The sequence below is a fragment of the Pistricoccus aurantiacus genome (assembly GCF_007954585.1).
In the GTDB taxonomy this organism is placed as follows: domain Bacteria; phylum Pseudomonadota; class Gammaproteobacteria; order Pseudomonadales; family Halomonadaceae; genus Pistricoccus; species Pistricoccus aurantiacus.
The window spans coordinates 162,910-183,720 of sequence record NZ_CP042382.1 but is presented as its reverse complement, the minus strand read 5'-3'; the positions used below and the strand labels follow the sequence as shown (position 1 = coordinate 183,720).

Genomic DNA, 20,811 nt, shown 5'->3' with positions numbered 1-20,811 from the left:
GACCAGGAGGAAAAATGCAACCCAAGCAACAACTACTGATCGGCAACGACTGGGTCATGGGCAATGCGAAGTCCTTCACCAAACGGGATCCGGTCTCCGGCGATGCGCTGTGGCAAGGAGCCGGCGCCAGCAGCGATCAGGTGACTTCAGCGATTATCGCCGCCCGGGGAGCCTTCCCGGACTGGGCAAGGCGCCCCTTCGAAGCGCGTCAGGCGTTGGTGGAGTGCTTTCGCGAGGTGCTGGAAGCTCGCAAGGAGCCCCTGGCCCGGGCCATTGCCGGGGAAACCGGCAAGCCCTTGTGGGAAGCGCGTACCGAAGTGGGGGCAATGATCGGCAAGGTAGCTCTGTCGATTGCCGCCTACCGGGAGCGCACCGGCCAGCGGGAGAAGGAGGTTGCCGGTGCCAAGGCCGTCTTGAGACATCGGCCCCACGGGGTGATGGCGGTCTTCGGCCCCTACAATTTCCCCGGCCACCTGCCCAACGGCCATATCGTCCCGGCGCTGCTGGCGGGCAACTGCGTGGTGTTCAAGCCCAGCGAGCAGACGCCGCTTACCGCGGACCTGACCCTGCAGTGCTGGCAGGAAGCTGGTCTGCCGAGCGGCGTTCTCAATCTGGTGCAAGGTGCCGTTTCGGTGGGTCAGGCTCTGGCCGGGTCGCCGGATATCGACGGACTGCTGTTTACCGGCAGCGCCAAGGTGGGAGGCATGCTTCACCGCCAGTTTGCCGGGCAGCTCGACAAGATTCTTGCCCTGGAGCTTGGCGGTAACAATCCGCTGGTGATCAGGAGCGTGCCGGATCAGGCGGCCGCGGTGCTGACCATCCTGCAATCCGCGTTCCTGTCCGGCGGACAGCGCTGCACCTGCGCCCGCCGCTTGATCGTGCCGAAAGGCGAGGTCGGCGATCGGCTGCTCGAGGCCCTGATCACCGCCATGCGGCAACTTCATGTTGCCGGACAGTTCAGCGAGCCGCCGCCGTTCTATGCTGGCCTGGTCAGCTCTCAGGCGGCGGAAGGCTTGCTTTCCGCCCAGCAGGCGCTGGAGGCCCAGGGCGCCACGGTGCTGGTGCGCATGCGGCGCCTGGAGGAGGGCACCAGCCTACTGTCTCCGGCGCTGCTGGACGTGACCGGCCTGGAGATTCCGGACGAGGAGCATTTCGGCCCGCTGCTCAAGGTCTATCGCTATCGAAACTGGGACGAGGCCATCGCGCTTGCCAACGATACCCGCTACGGGCTTTCCGCCGGGCTGATCGGCGGTGAGCGTGACGACTGGGACGACTTCCTGCTGCGCATTCGCGCGGGCATCGTCAACTGGAATCGTCAGACCACCGGCGCTTCCGGAGACGCGCCCTTCGGCGGCGTGGGAGAAAGCGGCAACCATCGCCCCAGCGCCTACTATGCGGCGGACTACTGCGCCTATCCGGTGGCGTCCATGGAAGCGGAGACTCTGGCGATGCCGGATCAACTACCGCCGGGGCTGACGTTATGAGCACCAAAGAAATCAATTTCGATGGCCTGGTCGGACCGACTCATAACTATTCCGGCCTGGCTCACGGCAACGTTGCGTCCATGGCTCACGGGGGGCAAGTATCCCGACCCCGGGAAGCCGCCCTGCAGGGCTTGGCGAAGATGAAGTCGCTGATGGAAGCGGGCTATGCCCAGGGCGTACTGCCGCCCCAGCAGCGCCCGGACCTGGACGCGCTTCGTGATCTCGGCTTTCAGGGCAGCGATTCCACGGTACTGGAGCGCGCCGCCAAGGAAGCGCCGCAGCTTTTGCGGGCGGCCTGTTCCGCCTCCAGCATGTGGACCGCCAACGCGGCGACGGTGACGCCTAGCGCAGACGTGCGCGATGGCCGGGTGCATTTCACCCCCGCCAATCTGCAATCGAGTTTTCATCGCTTCCTGGAGCCCCGCACTACCGGCCAGGTGCTGGCGGCGATCTTCAAGGACGAGGCGCATTTTGCCCATCATCCCGCCTTGCCGGCGACGCCTGCGTTTGCCGACGAGGGCGCCGCCAATCACACGCGCTTTTGCGATCTGGTTGGCGACGATTATGGCGCTTCCGGGATACATCTGTTCGTCTACGGTCGCCAGGCCTTGGGCGGTGCCGTGGCGCCGAGTCGCTACCCGGCTCGCCAGACCCGGGAGGCGAGCCAGGCCATCGCCCGCCAGCACGGTCTGGAAGAACGACAAGTCGTCTTTGCCCAGCAGCATCCTCGGGCCATCGACGCCGGGGTGTTTCATAACGACGTGATCAGCGTGGGTAACGGGCCGGTGCTGCTCTATCACGAGATGGCGTTTCTCGACGAAGAGCGGACCTTGGATGAACTGCGCGCCAAGCTGGGAACGCCGTTGATTCCAGTACGAGTGCCCGAGGAGGCGGTGAGTCTCGAAGACGCAGTGGCGACCTACCTTTTCAACTCTCAGTTGCTGGCCAACGCGGACGGCTCCATGACCCTGGTAGTGCCTGGGGAATGCCAGACCAATGACGGCGTATGGCGCACCATTCAGGATCTGCTGCTGGCGGGGCCCAACCCCATCGGCGAGGTGCTGGTCAAGGACGTCAAGCAAAGCATGCGTAACGGCGGCGGCCCGGCCTGTCTGCGGCTGCGGGTGGTGTTGAGCGAGGCGGAGCGCCGGGCGCTTTCCGGCCGGGTGCTGCTGAACGATGACCTGTACGCTGAACTGGTGGGCTGGGTCGAGCGTCACTATCGGGAAGAGCTGGCGCCGGAATACCTGGCGGATCCACAGTTGGCCCGGGAAACCCTGGCGGCCCTGGACGAGCTGACCGGGATTCTCGAGATCGGCTCCGTCTATCCCTTTCAGCAGGGCGCCTGATCGCTTCCACCGGCCGGGTCGGCGAGTGCTATGATGCTTCTCATGTCCTGGTCACAGGCGTTCTTATCAGGAGGGTTTCATGGCACGTATCTACGACGACAATTCTCAGGCCATCGGCAATACGCCGCTGGTGCGGCTCAATCGAGTCAACGACGGCGCGACCATCTGGGCCAAGATCGAAGGACGCAATCCGGCCTATAGCGTCAAGTGCCGTATCGGCGCTTCGATGATCTGGGACGCAGAAGAGCGCGGCGTGCTCAAGCCGGGCATGACCATCATCGAGCCGACCAGCGGTAATACCGGCATCGCCCTGGCCTTCGTCGCCGCCGCTCGAGGCTATCCCATCGTGCTGACCATGCCCGCCTCCATGAGCCTGGAGCGGCGCCAGGTGCTCAAGGCGCTAGGAGCGGAACTGGTACTGACGGAGCCCGCCAAGGGCATGTCCGGCGCCATCGCCAAGGCAGAAGATATGGCGGCGGCGGAGCCGGACAAGTACTTCCTGCCCCAGCAGTTCGAGAATCCGGCCAATCCCAAGATTCACGAGACCACCACCGGGCCGGAAATCTGGAACGATACGGACGGCGAGATCGATATCCTGGTCGCCGGCGTGGGCACCGGCGGTACCCTGACCGGGGTATCCCGTTATATCAAGCAGGCTCAGGGAAAGCCGATCACCGTGGTGGCGGTGGAACCGACGGACTCGCCGGTCATCAGCCAGACCCGCAACGGCGAGGAACTCACGCCGTCTCCCCACAAGATTCAGGGGCTGGGTGCGGGATTCGTGCCCAAGAACCTGGATATGAGCCAGGTGGATCAGGTCGAGACCGTGAGCAACGAAGACGCCATCGCCATGACCCACCGGCTGATGCAGGAAGAAGGCATCCTGTGCGGGATTTCCTGTGGCGCCGCGGTGGCGGCGGCGGTGCGGGTCGGTCAGCAGGCCCAGCATCGCGGCAAGAATATCGTCGTGGTGCTGCCGGACGCGGCGGAGCGTTATCTGAGTTCCGTCCTGTTCGCCGGCCGCTTCGGTGAGCAGGAGACGGTGCAATAGGCTCCTGTCAGCTTTCCACCGTCATCATGAGTAAGCCATCTCCATTAGAGATCTATGACCGCGCCGTCGAGCGCGGTCTTTTTCAGCCGGATGCCGCCCAGCGTGGGGCGGCGATCCAACTGACCGACTGTCGCCGGGCGCTCCACCAGGCGTCTTTCGACGAGCGTATCAACGGGGTTTATCTCTGGGGGCCGGTGGGGCGCGGAAAGACCTGGCTGATGGACCGCTTTCATGCGGGTCTCGAGTTGCCTGCCTGGCGCCAGCACTTTCACCACTTCATGCGCTGGGTGCATCGGCGTCTCTTTCATTTCTCCGGCAGCGCCAACCCCCTCGATCTGTTGGCCCGGGAGCTGAACGAGAAATGGCGGGTGCTGTGTCTCGATGAGCTGCAGGTCGAGGATATCGCCGATGCCATGCTGCTGGGACGGCTGTTCGAGGCCTTGTTCGCCCGGGGTGTAGTGCTGGTGGCGACCTCCAATCAGGCGCCGGATCAGCTTTACGCGGATGGCTTCAACCGCGAGCGTTTCCTGCCGGCCATCGAGGCGATCAAGCGCCACACTCGGGTAGTCAACGTGGACGGCGGCCAGGATCACCGGTTGCATCCCGGCGCGAGTCATTGCCGTTACTGGGTGATCGAGGAAGGCAGGCCCAGCCCGCTGGCGGCGGTATTCGAGGAGTTGAATGCCGGAAGGCCCGCCTGGGATCACCCGATCGAGCTGGGAAACCGTCGAATTCCGGTGATTCGCCGCAGCGAGACGGTGCTGTGGTGTCGCTTCGCGGCGCTGTGCGAGCAGACGCTGTCGGCGCTGGATTTTATCACCCTCGGTGAACGCTATGATCATCTGCTGCTGAGCGAGGTACCCCGGCTAGAGGGCAAGACTCAGGCAGGCCGGATCGCACGAGGTACGGAGGATGCCCCGGTACAGGTGGCGACCGGCGATCGTCACTTGCCGCCACTCGCTTCACAAGACGATAGCGTCCGCCGGTTCATTGCCTTGGTGGATGAATGTTACGACCGAGGAATTCCACTGTATATCGAGGCAGAGGTTGCCTTGGATGAGTTGTACTCGGAAGGCTATCTGACCTTTCCCTTCCGACGCACGCTGAGTCGTCTGCAGGAAATGCAGCTAAAGCGCTTCCCTCGGCGTGACGCCGAATAGGGCCGTGCTAACGATTGGTCGCGTTGACAGCGGCGTGCTTGGCTAGGCCCGAGCCGCGCGGTATGGTGGCTGGGTAAACAGATACAACTAGAAACATCTTGTGGCCGATTCAGCGTCTTGGCGCTAGCGGCTCACGTCAATCAGGGGGCGATATGGGATCTAATATATTGATAAAACGTAAATTATTGGGCGTGGTGCTGGGTTCCCTGCTGCTGGCGGGAGGCGCTCAGGCGCAGACCTACACGCTTGGCATCACTCAGATCGTCGAGCATCCTTCCCTGGATGCCAGCCGGCAGGGGGCGCTGGATGAGCTCGCCGAGCGCGGCTACAAGGAAGGCGACAATCTCGAGGTGGATTTCCAGAACGCCCAGGGCAATACCGCCATCGCCGCTCAGATCGCGCGCAAGTTTGCTGGACAGAATCCGGACGTGGTGCTGGCGATCAGCACGCCTTCCGCTCAATCCGCTGCCGCGGCGCTGCGGGATACACCGATTGTCTTTACCGCGGTAACGGATCCCCTGGCGGCCAAGCTGGTCAACGACATGCAGAATCCCGGCGGTAATATCACCGGGGTCATCGATGCGCCGCCGCTCGAGCAGCAGCTCGAACTGATTCAGGAAATGTTCCCGGACGCCAAGCGCCTGGGGGTGATCTACAACCCAGGGGAGGCCAATTCGGTTTCCCAGATCGAGACGCTCAAGCAACTGACCAAGGAAATGGATATGCAACTGGTGGAAGCCAGTGCGTCCAGGACGTCGGAAGTGATGGGGGCGGCGCGTAGCCTGGCGGGCCGGGCGGACGCGATCTACGTACCAGTGGATAATACCGTGGTGTCCGCCCTTGAGGGAGTCATCAAGGTCGGTTACGACGCGGACATTCCGGTCTTCACCGGCGATAACGCCTCCGTGGAGCGTGGTGCCCTGGCGGCACTCGGCTTCAGTTACTACGATATGGGGCGCCAGACCGGGGAGTTGATCGCCAAGGTGCTCGAAGGCGAAAAGGCAGGATCACTGCCAGTAGGCACCGTGGAAAAACTCGAACTGATGCTCAATCAGAACGCCGCGGATGCCATCGGCTACGAGCTTCCCGAGGCGCTGAAAGAACGCGCGGTCAAGATCATCGAATAACTCTTCACCTTGGAAACGCCATTTCAGAGGGAGCCAAGCTCCCTCTTTCTCTGTCATGGCTTGTCTCTTATGGATAGTCAATGAGTCTGATTGCATTTCTTGGCGCCCTGGAACTGGGGCTGATCTTCGGCTTCGTCGCGCTGGGGGTTTATCTTTCCTTTCGGGTACTGGAGTTTCCCGATCTGACCGTGGACGGCAGCTTTCCCTTGGGTGCGGCAGTGGCGGCGGTGTGGATCGTCGGGGGAGGCAATCCCTGGATAGGCATTCTGTTTGCCATGCTTGCCGGGAGTCTGGCGGGTATCATCACCGCCTGGATGGCGGTCAAGCTGAATATTCTCAATCTGCTGGCCAGTATTCTGACCATGATCGCGCTGTATTCCGTCAATCTGCGCATCATGGGACGGCCTAATATCGCGCTGCTGACGGAAGAAACCGTCTTCACGCCGCTGGATACGCTGCCGGTCAGCCGCTATATCCTTTATCCCTTGGCTATTCTGGTGGGCCTCGCCTTGGTGACCGCGCTGCTCAATCGCTTTCTCAATAGCGAAGTGGGGCTGGCAATGCGCGCCACTGGGGAAAATCCCCGTATGGCCTCCGGCAACGGCATCAATACGGACCGCATGGTGCTGATGGGCATGGCGCTTTCCAATGCGCTTGTAGCCCTGGGGGGCGCGCTTTTTGCTCAAAGCCAGGGGAGCGCGGACGTGACCATGGGGGTCGGCACCATCGTGGTGGGGCTGGCGGCGGTGATCGGCGGTCAGTCGCTGTTGCCCGGGCGGAGTATCTTCATGGCGACCCTGGCCTGCATCTTCGGTTCGATTCTCTACCGGATCATGGTGGCGCTGGCGCTCAGCGCGGATTTCATCGGCCTCGAGGCCCAGGATTTGAACCTGGTCACCGCCTTGCTGGTGGGCTTCGCCCTGGTATTGCCAAGATTCAAGCGGAGGCGGCGCGCATGATCGAACTCGAGGATATCCACGTCACCTTCAACCCGGGCACGCCGCTGGAGAATCCGGTGCTCAAGGGCATCGATCTGAAAATCGCCAACGGCGATTTCGTCACGGTGATTGGCGGCAACGGCGCGGGCAAGTCCACCCTGCTCAACGTGCTGGCTGGGGAAGTGATGGCCGAGCGGGGCAAGGTTTGTATCGGCAATAAGGACGTCACGCGGCTGCCCACCTTTCGCCGGGCCGGCCTGGTGGCTCGGGTCTATCAGGATCCCCTGGCGGGTACCTGCGCCAGCCTGACCCTGGAAGAGAACCTGGCCCTGGCCTGCGCCCGGGGGCGACGCAGGCGTCTTGGGAGTACTCTCGACAGGGCGCTGCGCCAGCGCTTTCGCGATAATCTGGCACGGCTGGGGCTGGGACTGGAGAATCGGCTGCATGACAGCATCGGGCTGTTATCCGGCGGACAGCGTCAGGCGGTCAGCCTGTTGATGGCGGCGTTGCAGCCCATGGAAATCCTGCTGCTGGACGAGCATACCGCAGCGCTGGACCCGCGCATTGCCGCCTTCGTGCTGACGCTTTCCGCGGAGATCATTCGCGAGCAGTCCCTGACCGCCCTGATGGTCACCCACAGCATGCGTCAGGCCCTGGACGTGGGAGATCGCACCATCATGATGGATCAAGGCCGAGTGGTCTTCGATGTCAGCGGAGACGAGCGCAAGATTCTGGACGTGCCGGATCTGCTCAAGCTGTTCGAGCGTGCCAAGGGCGGGAAGGTCGACGATGATACCTTGTTATTGGGTTAGGTCAGACAAGCCCAGAGCGGTAAATTAAGTTGGAGGAAGAGCCATGAGCGGGTTGATCTATTGGCTGGATCTGGCCGGCGTCACGATATTCGCCTTTTCCGGCGTGATCATCGCCTGCCAGTCGCGCATGGATCCCTTCGGCATGCTGGTGCTGGGGGCGGTAACCGGAATCGGCGGCGGCACTCTGCGGGATCTGGTGCTAGGCGTGCCGGTTTTCTGGGTGGCGGCGCCGAGCTATCTCTGGGTCATACTGGCCACGGTGTCCCTGTCCATTCTCGGGTTTCACTATATCCATCGCTTGACGCGCACTTTCCTTCCGGTAACGGATGCTTTTGGGCTGGCGTTGTTCACGGTAATCGGCTCTCACAAGGCGCTGGTGCTGGGCCACGCCGGTATCGTTGCGGTACTGATGGGATTGATGACCGGAGTGGCTGGCGGAATGACCCGGGATTTGCTGGCGCATCGCGTGCCGATGGTGCTACGTCAGGAAATCTACGCCACCGCCTCGATTGCCGGTGGCGTCGTCTATGCCGGTCTGTTTACCGTCGGATTGAATCACGTGCCTGCCATCGGTCTGGCGCTAGCCACCACGCTAGGCATGCGCCTTGCGGCAATATATTGGGGGCTTTCCCTGCCCACCTTCGCCTGGGTGGAAAGCCCCGAGGCGCCGAAAAAAGAAGCCGAGACCGGTTTATCCTTGCCCACTCGGCGAAAAGCACGAGTCAAGATGATTCGGCCGGAACAATCTCGGCGTAGGAAGCGTTGATCAGACTGATGCTTTAACCAAAGCAGCTAAAGGAGAGCTTGCGTTTGCTAATTTGGGTTGTTTTTTCATCAGAATAGCAAGCTGCGGTTCTAACTCTTGCCAGATACGTTTATACAACGGTTTTAAAGACTCATGCATTTCTTTTTCTGCCTGAGAATGATCTATATAAAATACCTTGCGTTTTCCGTGAAATTCAATTGTCTTGCTAACTCCATCAAAATAAAATCCAGAGCGTGAGAGAAGGCGTGGCAATCTTTCTTCCATAAAAGCATAAACGTGACGTCTATTTGTCAGGCCTACTAGAGCATAGGTCGCCAAGAATAAGCCAACAACTAAATAAGAAAAATCTTCGATTTCTTTTTGGGTAAATAGCTCATTAACTTCTGTTTGATTGCACAGGTTTTTTTTACTATTTTTTCTAAATAGAGGAGAAATGGCAAGTCTGGAAACTTCGCAAAGCTCGTTGCGAGGTATTATATAAGGGTTAAGTTTGCTGACATAACTTTCAGCTGGGACAAGATCCTCGAGTGAAAGACGTTGCAGGTTACAAGGATCTTTGATGCAGGGCATGATTAGACGCATACACCCTGCAATAATCCCGGTTCTCGCATGCTCGATAAAACAAAGTATAGATCGTAGGTCATAATGATCGTACTCAAGGCCACGTATTCTATCTTGTGGCATATCTCCTTTCAGCTCCTGACAAAAAACCTTATAGCGCAAACCGTAAACACGATTCTTATCTTCTTGACTGATTGCTAGTTTAAATTTGAAATTTCTGCTGAAGCTTTGAAAGTAATTATTTCTACTTTTTTTGATCAACACCTCCTTTTTTTCTAATTCTTTCATTCTCAGTTTTCCTTTTTGAGGTAATTAGTATGCTTTTACTTAGATTCTAAGAGTAGTTTTTTTTACTACTTGAAATCCTGTGTATGTCTTTCATTGATATGTCGAATACTTTGTTCAAAGGTTGAGGGCGTCCAAGATAAAAACCTTGTCCATAGGTGATTCCATACTCTTTTAGCATCGGAATCAGAGCTTCGTTGTCGACAAATTCGGCAATGGTAAGCTTGTTGAAACCGTTGGCGATATCCGCGATCGCTTTGACAATCACCTGGCTCTCGGAACTGGTTCGCAGCGTATGAATAAAAGAGCCGTCGATCTTGATATAGTCGACCGGCAGCTGGCCCAGATAATTGAAGCCGCTGAAGCCGACACCAAAGTCGTCCAGTGCGGTACGGCAGCCCAGCTCGCGTATGCCTTGCAATACGCCCCTGGCGATAGAAAAATCCGTCACGGCGGCAGTTTCTGTTACTTCGAGTATCAGCCGATGCGGGTTTGCACCGCTGGCGGCTAGCTCATCCGCCAGATATTGTTTCAAGCTATCGTCGTGAAGCGTCTGACCGGAGAGATTAACGGCGAGGCTCACATTCCTGTCGGCTATCGCATGTAGAAGTTTCAGGCTCTTGCGAAGTACCCAGCGATCCAGGGCGATGATCTGACCGCTCTGTTCAGCTATCGGAATAAAATGTTGAGGGGAGATAAGATTTCCATGCTTGTCGAGCATGCGCAGCAGTACTTCATAGTGACGCGCCTCACCATCCTTCAACTGAACGATAGGTTGAACGAATAGTTCGAAGCCATCATTGACAAGGGCGTGACGTAGGCATTCCGTCCAGTAGACTCGGTTTTGTAGCTGCTCTCGCGCGTCTTCCGGTGTCGTGAGTAGATGCCAGCGTTGAAGTCCGTTACTTTTCGCTTGATACATTGCCATGTCCGCGTTGGCCATCAGTTCCGCCGGCGTGGTGCCGTGCTCCGGGTAGCTGGCGATGCCGATGCTGGCCAGAGCACGATGATGACGACCCGATATGGTCAGGCTGATGCCTTCAAGTACCTGATTGATTCGTTTTGCAATGGCGATACCTTGTTCTGTATCTATTCCTTCGACCAGTAGCGCGAATTCATCACCGCCTAGACGCGCGACAACGCCTTCATAGCTGAATTCGCGTTGAAGCGCTTTGGCCACAAGCTTTAATAGTTTATCGCCGGTGTTATGACCGCTGAGTTCGTTGACGTCTCTGAATTGGTCCAGATCCAGGAACAGCAGGATGCCGGATTGTTGGACGCTCAAGGCTTTTCCCAATGCCTCCTGGAAATAGCGGCGATTGTAAAGCTCCGTCAATGGGTCCCGCTGAACTAGCCAGGTCAGGCGAGATTCTGCAAGCTTGCGCGCGGTAATATCGAGACCCACGGAAATACTGGTGCTGATGCCGTCCGGTGCGTTATTCAGTATTGCGTGGCTCCATGCAATGGTGCATGGCTGCTTGTTCTGGATGAAGAGGGTGGTTTCTTCAATCTGCCGATACACCGAGTTCGGTGAAGCCGCATCCAGTAATAGCGCTGAATCGCCGATGGACATTGCTGTATTACTTTTAAAGAATTCATCGAAGCATTTTCCAAGTAACGCATTCTGATCAAGACCGAGGACCGTTTGAGCGTGCTCGTTGGCCAAGGTGATACGGCCCTCTCCATCCTTCGCTAGAATAAAGACTTCCGCGGTATCCAGCAGGCTACCGATAAAATCACGCTCCCTGGCAAGTTCCTGTATCCGTTCGGCGAGTTCCTTGCTTCTGGAATACACCGTCTGTTCCAGGGACTCCAACTGATCGGAAAGATCCAGGGTCGTCGTTTCCATGACATCGATTTCATCTGCAAAGCGATGACGCGGTCGAGGGATCTTGGCGCGCACGGTATCGAATCCTCGCTCCGCCAGTGCCGGCAGCACGCGAGATAACCGCCGTAGGCGAGCGGTCGGTTTCCACAGGATGAAAAGCAGTAATAGCTCTGCGGCCAGCCAGCCGGCTACCGCGATCAATAGAAAGTTTCGAGTGTTGCGATTGATGACGGCAAGCTGAGCCGAAACATCGGAGATCAGCAGCAGGTAGCTTTGGTTGTCGAGCTGGGTTGCCTCCGTCAAGCGATATGCCATGATTTCGTAGCTACCCTGCTGGTAGGCGAGTTGAAGAGGCGCGGAGGTCAGGCGTTTCAAGGACGCCTGTTTGGCGGCATATTGAATAATCGGCAGAGTATTACGGTACTGAGTCAAGGCGACGAGATGGCCGCTCCAAGGCTCAATATTGCGTTCTGGGGCGACGCTCAGGGGGGTTAGCGTATCGGCGATCATCAATGCAACATCGCTACCGGAGACCTGCTTGGTCTGCCGAATGACGTCGATCAGCGAGCGTGACGCAACGACCGTGCCCAGGCTTTTGCCGTTGACCAGAATGGGCACCGCCGCGTATTGCTGGCAGGTGAGGGCGCAGCGGAGTTCGGTCAGGGGTTGCTCGGTATCGATCACCTGTTTGGCCCATTCCTCGGCGAACGGGGTGTCATCGATGAGCCCTTCTCCCCAAGTAGCCATATTCCGACCGTCCGCAGCAAAAACTCTTAGCTCGTCGATACCCGTTTCCAGCTGCAAGGCCGGCCATTCCGCGGAAAACGCATCGGCAACCAGCTCTGGGTCACCCTCGACCAAGGCCGAACCGAGTGGCGCTGAGGCTGCAACTAACGCTGCTAGTTGGCGCAGGGCGTCCGCGGAACGGCTAAGAGCTAATTGAATTTCACCTATTTGGCGTTCGTGGTATGCCGTTCGAGAATCTTCGAACAGTTGGATCAAGTTGTTACGGCTGACAAAGGTAAACAGGGTAGCCAGGCCCAGCAATAACAGGCTGGTCAAGGCGATGACACGCCAGGTCAGGCTGAATCGCCAGATATTTGGGGATCTAGAACTCATGGGTTTCCAGGAATTACCGAAAGCCGTCGTCGTAAAATGCCCATATTGCTGTCTTCCTAGAAACGTAGCGACAGCTGGAAAAGCAGCATATTCCAGCGTGCTTTTGTTTCGTCAGGGTCGGGATTGTCCTGCAGAGACAGCCAACCGGTGCCGTTCACATGATGGTACTCGGCGGCCAACATGACTTGAGGATGAATATCCCACTGGGCGCCCAAGGTGATATCGCGAGCGTACTGGGAATGGTCGGGACCTGCGCCGCTGGCTTCGTATGCATTACCGGAGCGATCGTCGCGATTATTGGCCAGGTCGTCGTAACGAATCAGCCAGCGCCAGTTGTTATCCATACGCCGTATATACTGCACATACCAGCTTTCACTTGTAATATCCGAGTCGCCTTGTAAGTTAATTGCATTAGGAAGAGATAGCTTTCTTAGACCATACTCTCCCGTCAAACTCCAATCCGCCGCATTATATTGAAGAGATATTATCCATGGCGTGAGGCGTAAATTCTCTCTACTTGATCTTTCAGCGTTTTCTATTTGAAGCTTGTAGTTAATGCTGGCAGCACTTAAGGCAGCAATAAAATTACCTCCACCATGTTCATAACGTAGCTGACCCACGGTAGAAAAACGGGGATCGGCCTGTTCCTCCGTTAGTCCCAAGTTTAGCTCTTTGCTATTCGTTTTCTGTGGATAACCAAGGCCTAACTGAGCATGGAACGTCCCGGTGGGAATACGCTCTTCCCAATAGACATTGATACCATCGCCGGAAAGCGCTAATGACCGGCTGCGATCGAAATAGATCGACTGGGGTAGCAGAATACTAGGACGTGTAAAAGCGACGTCTCGGGTCTGATTATAAAAGCCGTAAGGGTTTTTAAAGCGCCCTAACTGGACGCCGACGGTGCGCTGCTGAGTGGTAATGGGCTGATAGTCGAGAACCGCGTAGTCGAGCTCCGGGCTGGCGTCGCTAGCATCGCCGCCGGCCCGGCGGCTGAGTACTTGAGCCGCTAGCAGAATGTCCTCGTGGGGTCTCAGCGATACGTTGGCGCCAAGTTCGGTGAATTGCCAGCTGCCGCCGCCCTCGCTACTCGGGCCAAAGAAGCTGTTTTCATCGGTAACGATCAATGCCTGAGAGAGAAAACCGTGCACCTGAAGGGTATCGAGCGCGCCGTTGGCCCAGGCGTTAGAAACGCTTGCCAGCATGAGCCATAAGGCTAAGCAGGCTTTCATGATGGAGTTAGTCCAGGGGTATGACATTAACGCGATCGTCCAGGTGTTTTTTTTCAATGTATCCTATGCCTCCGGGAGTCGAGGCGACTTGCTCCAGCATCTGTGCTTCCGTATCTACCTGAGTAGGTGCCTGGCCGGTACCCGAGAACACCACCCGGTCCCAGGCCATTTGCAACTGGTGTGGATAAACATTCAGGAACTGCTTGACAAAGCGCTCGTGACTCTGATCGTCGTTGGGCAGGACGAAAACTCTAGCGGCCTGGCCGTCCGGCCAGGTGCGTTGGCGCATCGCGAACATGGCACGCGCCGTGTCTCGGTTGAGCTGATGAGTCTCGACGCTGGGGTTGGCGATCAGCACGAGATCGTCCTCGTCAGCTTGCAGTCCGGTTGCCCACAGCAGCATGGCTACCATCAGGTAGATCAAGCGTATCGCCGAGGTCGCCATCAGCCGTCACGCCGCCTATTCAGCAGAGCGGATAGGCGGCACACCCAGACAGCTAATGATCGTATTTCTCTAATTAAGTAAATTATCATTATAATTGCTGGTAGTGCCCCCGTCCCGCTATCCTGCACATTGTTCAGCCCATGGGTATGGTATCTAATTGTAATGGTTAAGGGTACGGAAAAAATGACATCTTTAGTATGTCTAATTCGGAATATAAGACTTGACTTTTCTAAGCTGCCCGTTGCGCAGGTGGCACGATTCTCGGAAACAGAGGCGGACATATTCTTCTAATTCGAGTATCGATATAAAAAACCTCCTTGGTGGTTTTGCCCGACAAGGAGGTTGATTTGCATTTTTATTGATCGATGACGGCTGGCTAGCCGGAAAGGGTAAAGCTCGCCGCGTTCAACCACAGGTGCATCAGAACACTGGCAATATAGCCCAGCAATATGACCGGCGCCCATTTGAGATGGCCCATGAAGGTGTAATAACCCCGAGCCTGGCCCATCAGGGCAACGCCAGCGGCGGAGCCTATTGATAGCAGGCTGCCACCCACGCCGGCGGTGAGAGTGATCAAGAGCCAATGCCCATGAGACATGTCCGGCTGCATGGTCAGTACTGCGAACATGACGGGAATATTATCGACGACGGCGGAAACCAGTCCCAGTATGACGTTGGCCCAGGTCGCGTCCCATTGGGTATAGAGCAGATCCGATAGCGAGGCCAGATAGCCGAGAAAGCCCAGTCCGCCCACGCACATCACCACGCCGTAAAAGAACAGCAGGGTATCCCATTCGGAGCGCGCGACACGGCTGAACACGTCGAAGGGCACTACGCTGCCTAGGCGCTCGAGCTTTTTCTGATCGCCTCGCTGCAGATAGCGCGTGCGCTTGCGCGCCAGAGAGCGCGGCAGGCTCCGGCGCAGGTAATAGCCGAAGAACTGCAGATAGCCTAGCCCAGTCATCATGCCCAGCACCGGCGGTAGATGCAGAAAGATATGACAAGCCACCGCCGTCGCCACGGTCAGCAGAAACAAGCCGATGATACGAAAGGCACCGCGCTTGAGCTCCACTTCCTCCCGCAAGGCATCCGGCTGGCGGTTCTGGATAAAAAAGCTCATGGCAATCGCGGGAATCAGATAGTTGACCAGCGATGGAACAAAGAGCTCGAAGAATTCATGGAATTCCACGATTCCTGCCTGCCAGACCATCAGAGTGGTGATATCGCCGAAGGGGCTGAAGGCGCCGCCCGCGTTGGCTGCGATAACAATATTGATCGCGCAGAGATTGATGAACTTCTTGTCGCCTTCCGCCACCTTGGTCACCACCGCACACATCAGTAGCGCGGTCGTCAGGTTGTCGGCGACCGGCGAGATAACGAAGGCGAGCAGGCCGGTAATCCAGAACAGCGAACGATAGCTGAAGCCTTTCTTGACGATCCAGGCGCGCAAGGCATCGAAAACACGTCTCTCCTCCATGGCATTGATATAGGTCATCGCCACGAGAAGAAACAGCATCAGCTCGGTGTATTCCAGCAAGGTTTCGCTGAACGCTTCCTCCGCTGCATCCGGCAGCCCCGCATTGACGTAGACCCAGCCGATCAGTCCCCAAATGATGCCCGCCGCCACCAATACTGGCTTGGACTTGCGCATATGCAGCTTCTCTTCGCCCATTACCAGTAGATAGGCAATGATGAAGATGCCAACGCAGATGCCTCCAACCAATGAGCCGGTCAGATCCAGTTCGCCGGTAATGGCGAATGCCGAAGTGCTGAAGACGAAAGCTGCCATGAACAGGCAGAGGCAAACGAAGACTCTAGGTGGAGGGTTGAAGATAAAATGGAGATTTTTCATTGGTATGCGTATCGATTTGGCAGGTTGGGGTGACCGGGATGCTAGCATGTTCACCGGATAGGCTAATTTGACGTGCATCAGACTATACCGATCGAGGGCACAATGTCCTGTCAACCTTCGCCTAAGCTGTGGTACAACCTGCCTTTCTTGATCCGCAGGGCGCCTATCGGCATGGTGCAAGAAATTCAATAGCGAACTAGGGCGTTGGCTTCCATTCTGGCTTGCCGTTTTCAGCATTCAGGCAAATTTTGCAATGTTTCTTGACGAGTTTTACACGATCCGTGATGGACGCATCACTATTGATGCGGATCAGGCGAGCCATTTCGCCAAACGAATCGCCGGTGACTACAACCCGATCCACAATCCTGATGCCCGGCGCTTCTGCGTGCCTGGCGATCTGCTTTTTGCGCTGGTGCTTGAGCGTTTCGGCTTGTTCCAGCGCATGAGTTTTCGGTTCTGCAGTATGGTGGGCGCCGGCGTCGGTCTTGATTTCCAGCGAGACGAAGCAGGGATGATTCGTGTTGCCGATACCTCAGGCAAGGTCTATCTGGAAGTCGAGTGCAGTGGCGATGTGACGCATGACGAAGCCGCTGTCGCAGCCTTTACCCAGCGCTACGTGGCCTTTTCGGGAAAGAACTTTCCGCACTATCTGAAGCCGTTGATGGAAGACAAGGGCGTCATGTTCAATCCTCAGCGCCCGCTGGTGATCTACAACAGCATGGGCTTTGCTCTCGAGCACTTGGCCATGCAGGAGCCGGGGCTCGAATTTGCAGGTTCCTCCTTCGAGGTCATCGGCAAGCGCGGCGAGGCGCTGCTCGAATTTCGCATGACCTCCGCGGGACGAATCATCGGCAGCGGCTCCAAGAAACTGGTGGTCAGCGGCCTGTGTGATTACGACCCTGAAGCAATGAACGCCATCGTCGCCGAATTCTATCGTTTGAAAGCAAGTTATGAAGCAAAAGCCTGATAAAGCAGCATCCTAAAAGAATGTTCGAAGGTACCTCACGAGCGGCGGGAATGGGCTAGACTTGTAATATCCTTCCCATGTTCTTGCCTCCAGCAACGCTGTCTCTTGGGCGAAGGGGAAACTGGAGAGAACCGAGGAGCATTCCATGGTTGACTTGCCTCCCGCCGCACCGGAATCCCAGGCTCCCGAGGCCGTTCTGCATCAGGCACGCCTCGTCACCGCCAGCGGACAAGCCATGCTCGATCTTCTCGAAGGTCGCGAGATCGAACTGGTGGGACGCGGCCCTCATCGCCGGGATGACGGCAGCTATGCGGCGGAAATCATCGCTCGCCGTCATGTGCTGGATGATCTTTCCGAGGCGCTATCCCGCTCTGATGTCTCCCCCCAGGCTAGCATCGAGGTACGATCTCCCCGCGAGACTCCCGCCCGCGCAGTGCAGCTCAGCAAGCGCAATCGTTACCTCGAAGATAGCAGCGTGCCCCACGGGGTCGGCGTCAAGGACTGAGCCATGGCCTACCATAATCTGAGTGAATTCGAGAGCGGTCTGGCGGCGCTTGCCGATGCCTATCCCGACACCTGCCGGTTGATGACGCTGCCTCATGCGACGGTGCAGGGGCGCAATGTCTACGCAGTTCGTCTGGGAGCGGAAGGCCCGCGCCCGGCGGTGTTTCTGCTCGGCGGGCTTCACGCTCGGGAATGGATGCCGCCGGAAATCTGCCTGTCCCTGGCGGCGGATCTGCTCGAAGCCTTCGATCTGGGCACCGGCCTTTCCTACGGCCCGGTGAGCTACAGCCCCGCGGAGATTCGCCAGATCATGGAGAGCTACCATCTCTATGTGCTGCCCACGGCCAATCCGGACGGCCTGCACTACAGCCAGGCGGTGGACGAGATCGGCGGAGCGGGGGGTTGGCGACGCAATCGCAATCCCACCCAAAGCGGCGGCGCTCCGGACTGCATCGGCGTCGATCTCAACCGCAACTACGATTTCCTGTTCAATTTTCCCGTTCAGTTGTCTCCAGCAGCGGATACCTCGGCGATCTCTACGGACCCCTGTAGCCTGGTCTATCACGGCCCCTCACCGAACTCGGAGCAGGAGACCCGAAATATCATCTGGATGCTCGATACGCATCCGCAAATCCGCTGGTTCTTCGACATTCACAGCTATTCGGAGTTGATTCTCTACAACTGGGGTCACGACGAGAACCAGACCCATGATCCGGCGATGAGTTTCCTCAACCCGGCCTACGACGGCGAGCGCGGCGTGCCGGGGGACGCCTATCGGGAATACATCGAGACAAATGATCTGAGTCTGTATCAGGCGTTATCCGAGGAGCTTCGCCTGGGCATCGAAGCGGTGAACGGGCGCCACTATTCCCCGGGGCTTTCCTTCGGGCTCTACCCGACCACCGGGACCAGCACCGACTACGTCTACGCCCGGCATCTGCTCGATCCACTCAAACCTAAGGTCTACGCCTTTACCCTGGAAACCGGCACCGAGTTCCGCCCGCCCTGGAGCGAAGCGGAAGACGTGATTCGCGAGGTGTCCTCGGGGCTTTTGCGTTTTCTGCTTCAAGCGCCGTGCCTGACCTGGCCGCTGCGGGTCACCGCCCCGGCGCCTCTGGAGATCGACTTTCTTGACGTGCCGGAAGGGCTGACCACATACCGGGCCATCGACTTCGAGGTCACCGGCTGCCGATCTGCTTCGGTACGAATCATCGAGGGGCCCAGGGTCACCTCCGGACCGCCGGACACCGCCTTCGGCACCCCCATGGGGCCAACCAGCGGAGAAGCGGACCCGCGTCCGGACGTTGAAACTCCCGCCCACGCCCGGGTATGGATTTCCTATACCGGCACCAATGACGGCGACGTGGCCACAGGCACCGTGCGGCTACGCTGCGACGCCACGGATGAAAAATGGGAGGTGGCGATCCGCGCCAATACAAAGGCGCGGGCCAAGGTCGCGGTGATGCTGGCCCTGGATCAGTCCGCCAGCATGAACGCTCCCGCCGGCGCGCTCGGCGCCAGCCGACTAGAGGTATTGCGCGAAGCGGCGGCACGCTTCGTCGAGCTGGTTCCTCCTGGCAACGCCCTGGGCCTGGTGCGCTTCGATCACGACGCCTACTCGGTGGGCAATGCCAGCTACCCGGGTCTGGACATCACGCCCATCATCGCAGACGAGGTAGCGGACCCGGGACGCCAAGCCGCCCGCAACGCCGTTCTGGCTCATGCCGCCAACCCGACGGGTCATACCTCCATCGGTGACGGCCTGATGATGGCTCGGAATGTGCTGGCACCGATAACAGGTTACGACGAGAAGGCGATCGTCGTCTTCACCGACGGCATCGAGAATCGGCCCCTGAGCATTGCGGATGCCTCCGGCGCCATCGACGAGCGTACCTTCGCCATCGGTCTGGGCAATGAAAGTCAGGTCAGCACCGCCGGGTTGATGGCCCTGGCGGGCGAGCGGGACGGCTATCTGCTGCTGACAGGCCGGCTCGACAGCGGGATCGACGATCATTTTCGCCTGACCAAGTACTTCCTCCAGATTCTTGCCGGCATGACCCGGGGCGATATTGTCCGCGACCCCAGCGGCAGCATCGCTCCCGGCGCCAAGCAGCGCATTCCCTTCCAACTGACCGAGGCGGATGTGGAGGCGACGGTGATCCTGCTCACGGATTTGCCATTGTTGCGCTACTGGCTCGAAACCCCGGAGGGGGAAGTGCTCAATCCCGGCGTCGCCACCACCAGCGGTGCCACCTACGCGGTAGGCACCAACATGGCCTTCTATCGCTTCGGCCTGCCGCTGCCGGTGGGGGAGCATTCGGCCCGGGCGGGCACCTGGCAGGCGGTGCTCGAGATCGACATGAAGCGGTGGAAGCGCTACCTGGCGGAGCAGGGCGAACAAAAAGTTCCTCGGGGTGTGCGCTACAGCCTTTCCGTGCACGCCTACTCGAACCTGAGAATGCGGGCGCGTCTCGATCAGGAAAGTCTCGCCCCCGGCGGCCTGTGCGGTATCAGCGCCGTGCTCACCGAGTACGATCTACCCCTGGAGCGGCGCGCCCGAATAGTGGCGGAAATCGAGCGCCCGGATCATGGTCGCCTGGAACTACCGCTCGATGAAGTCGAGCCGGGGATTTTCGAAGCAGTGCTGCCCACTTCCATGCACGGACTTTATCGAATATGCCTTCGCGCCAGCGGCAAGAGCCGCCGGGGCTTGCCCTTCACTCGGGAGCAGCTGCTGACCGCGGCGATATTGCGCAACGACAGGCCGGCGCCTTCCATTAGTGAAAAGCCTGATGAAAAGCCCGAGGAAGAAGCACCGACTGCCAGGCCCGGCGACGACGAAGCCGCCTGGCGCCGGTTGATCGCCTGCCTGCTGAGCCAGGACGGCATTCGCGCTCTGATGGCGAAATATCGTCTCGATGCGGAAGACCTGCGCCGCTGTCTCGAAGGCAAGGAGCCCAGGGAACAAGCCTCCGCTTCCTCCCGTCAGTGGGAAGACAGCGATAATCCGCGGGACGATCGACAGCAAGAGGATAGGGGCCAACAGTGGAACGGCAGGCGCGAAGGCAGGCGCTCCTCCCGCCCCTGGGAGGATATTCCCGTCAACGAGGTCAAGGACTGGCTCTCCCGGGCGGAAAAGGAAGTGCCCGGCATTCTACGTGAGCTGTTGTCGCGGTATCGCAAATAGCTCGAAGAGACACAGCTGGATGTGGCAAGGGGCGCCGGGGACTGGCCCAAAAGGAGGTCTTTTGCCATGGATGGCAAAAGTAGCGCCCATGGAAGGGTTTACAGCGCCTCCGCTTGGGCCAGTCGACGGTTCAGCCCCGAGCGA

16 protein-coding genes are annotated in these 20,811 nt (G+C 58.5%); 11 read left to right on the top strand and 5 right to left on the bottom strand.

The genetic code is table 11. The features are described from left to right. Positions 1–14: 14 nt before the first annotated feature. From astD to FGL86_RS00780, 8 genes are all read left to right on the top strand, one after another. Positions 15–1,484: a succinylglutamate-semialdehyde dehydrogenase gene (gene astD / locus FGL86_RS00815; protein ID WP_147182817.1), complete on the top strand. Its 1,470-nt coding sequence runs from the start codon at positions 15–17 to the stop codon at positions 1,482–1,484. Beyond that, positions 1,481–2,833 (top strand): N-succinylarginine dihydrolase, encoded by a 1,353-nt coding sequence (gene astB, locus FGL86_RS00810; RefSeq protein WP_147182816.1) that lies wholly within the window; start codon positions 1,481–1,483, stop codon positions 2,831–2,833. Before astD ends, astB begins: the two co-directional genes overlap by 4 nt. Before the next feature lie 79 nt (positions 2,834–2,912). After that, positions 2,913–3,884: a cysteine synthase A gene (gene cysK / locus FGL86_RS00805; protein ID WP_147182815.1), complete on the top strand. Its 972-nt coding sequence runs from the start codon at positions 2,913–2,915 to the stop codon at positions 3,882–3,884. A gap of 26 nt (positions 3,885–3,910) precedes the next feature. Further along, a complete protein-coding gene (gene zapE, locus FGL86_RS00800; protein ID WP_147182814.1) occupies positions 3,911–5,044 on the top strand; it encodes a cell division protein ZapE in 1,134 nt (377 codons plus the stop codon). A gap of 152 nt (positions 5,045–5,196) precedes the next feature. Beyond that, entirely contained in the window at positions 5,197–6,171 is a 975-nt protein-coding gene (locus tag FGL86_RS00795) for an ABC transporter substrate-binding protein (RefSeq protein WP_147182813.1), read from the top strand. An 80-nt stretch (positions 6,172–6,251) separates the two neighbouring features. Further along, positions 6,252–7,130, top strand: coding sequence for an ABC transporter permease (locus tag FGL86_RS00790; RefSeq protein ID WP_147182812.1), 879 nt, complete (start codon positions 6,252–6,254; stop codon positions 7,128–7,130). Next, positions 7,127–7,921, top strand: a complete 795-nt coding sequence (locus FGL86_RS00785; protein ID WP_147182811.1) for an ABC transporter ATP-binding protein — start codon at positions 7,127–7,129, stop codon at positions 7,919–7,921. The genes FGL86_RS00790 and FGL86_RS00785 overlap by 4 nt, the downstream gene beginning before the upstream one ends. Before the next feature lie 43 nt (positions 7,922–7,964). Continuing rightward, a complete protein-coding gene (locus tag FGL86_RS00780; protein ID WP_147182810.1) occupies positions 7,965–8,687 on the top strand; it encodes a trimeric intracellular cation channel family protein in 723 nt (240 codons plus the stop codon). Here the strand turns inward: FGL86_RS00780 and FGL86_RS00775 are convergent, their stop codons facing one another. The 5 genes from FGL86_RS00775 to nhaD all read right to left on the bottom strand — a co-directional run bounded on the left by FGL86_RS00775 (position 8,688) and on the right by nhaD (position 15,946). Next, positions 8,688–9,536, bottom strand: coding sequence for a PEP-CTERM/exosortase system-associated acyltransferase (locus tag FGL86_RS00775; protein ID WP_147182809.1), 849 nt, complete (start codon positions 9,534–9,536; stop codon positions 8,688–8,690). It abuts the gene before it with no gap. Positions 9,537–9,582: 46 nt separating this feature from the next. After that, positions 9,583–12,480, bottom strand: a complete 2,898-nt coding sequence (locus FGL86_RS00770; RefSeq protein WP_147182808.1) for a bifunctional diguanylate cyclase/phosphodiesterase — start codon at positions 12,478–12,480, stop codon at positions 9,583–9,585. Positions 12,481–12,536: 56 nt separating this feature from the next. Next, complete coding sequence (locus FGL86_RS00765) at positions 12,537–13,712, bottom strand: hypothetical protein (RefSeq protein ID WP_246131698.1); 1,176 nt, start codon at positions 13,710–13,712, stop codon at positions 12,537–12,539. Positions 13,713–13,719: 7 nt separating this feature from the next. Next, the gene (locus FGL86_RS00760) at positions 13,720–14,157 is read right to left on the bottom strand and encodes a type 2 periplasmic-binding domain-containing protein (protein ID WP_246131697.1); all 438 of its coding nucleotides are present in this window, start codon (positions 14,155–14,157) and stop codon (positions 13,720–13,722) included. 376 nt (positions 14,158–14,533) lie between these two features. Continuing rightward, the gene (nhaD, locus tag FGL86_RS00755; protein WP_246131696.1) at positions 14,534–15,946 is read right to left on the bottom strand and encodes a sodium:proton antiporter NhaD; all 1,413 of its coding nucleotides are present in this window, start codon (positions 15,944–15,946) and stop codon (positions 14,534–14,536) included. A gap of 316 nt (positions 15,947–16,262) precedes the next feature. On the opposite strand from nhaD, the gene FGL86_RS00750 reads away from it, so the two are divergent. The 3 genes from FGL86_RS00750 (at position 16,263) to FGL86_RS00740 (ending at position 20,667) form a co-directional block, all read left to right on the top strand. Continuing rightward, entirely contained in the window at positions 16,263–16,976 is a 714-nt protein-coding gene (locus tag FGL86_RS00750; RefSeq protein WP_147182806.1) for a DUF3581 family protein, read from the top strand. 145 nt (positions 16,977–17,121) lie between these two features. Next, positions 17,122–17,481 carry a hypothetical protein gene (locus FGL86_RS00745; protein WP_147182805.1) on the top strand — a complete coding sequence of 120 codons (360 nt, stop codon included), beginning with the start codon at positions 17,122–17,124 and terminating at the stop codon, positions 17,479–17,481. A 3-nt stretch (positions 17,482–17,484) separates the two neighbouring features. After that, entirely contained in the window at positions 17,485–20,667 is a 3,183-nt protein-coding gene (locus tag FGL86_RS00740; protein WP_147182804.1) for a M14 family zinc carboxypeptidase, read from the top strand. Positions 20,668–20,811: the final 144 nt, after the last annotated feature.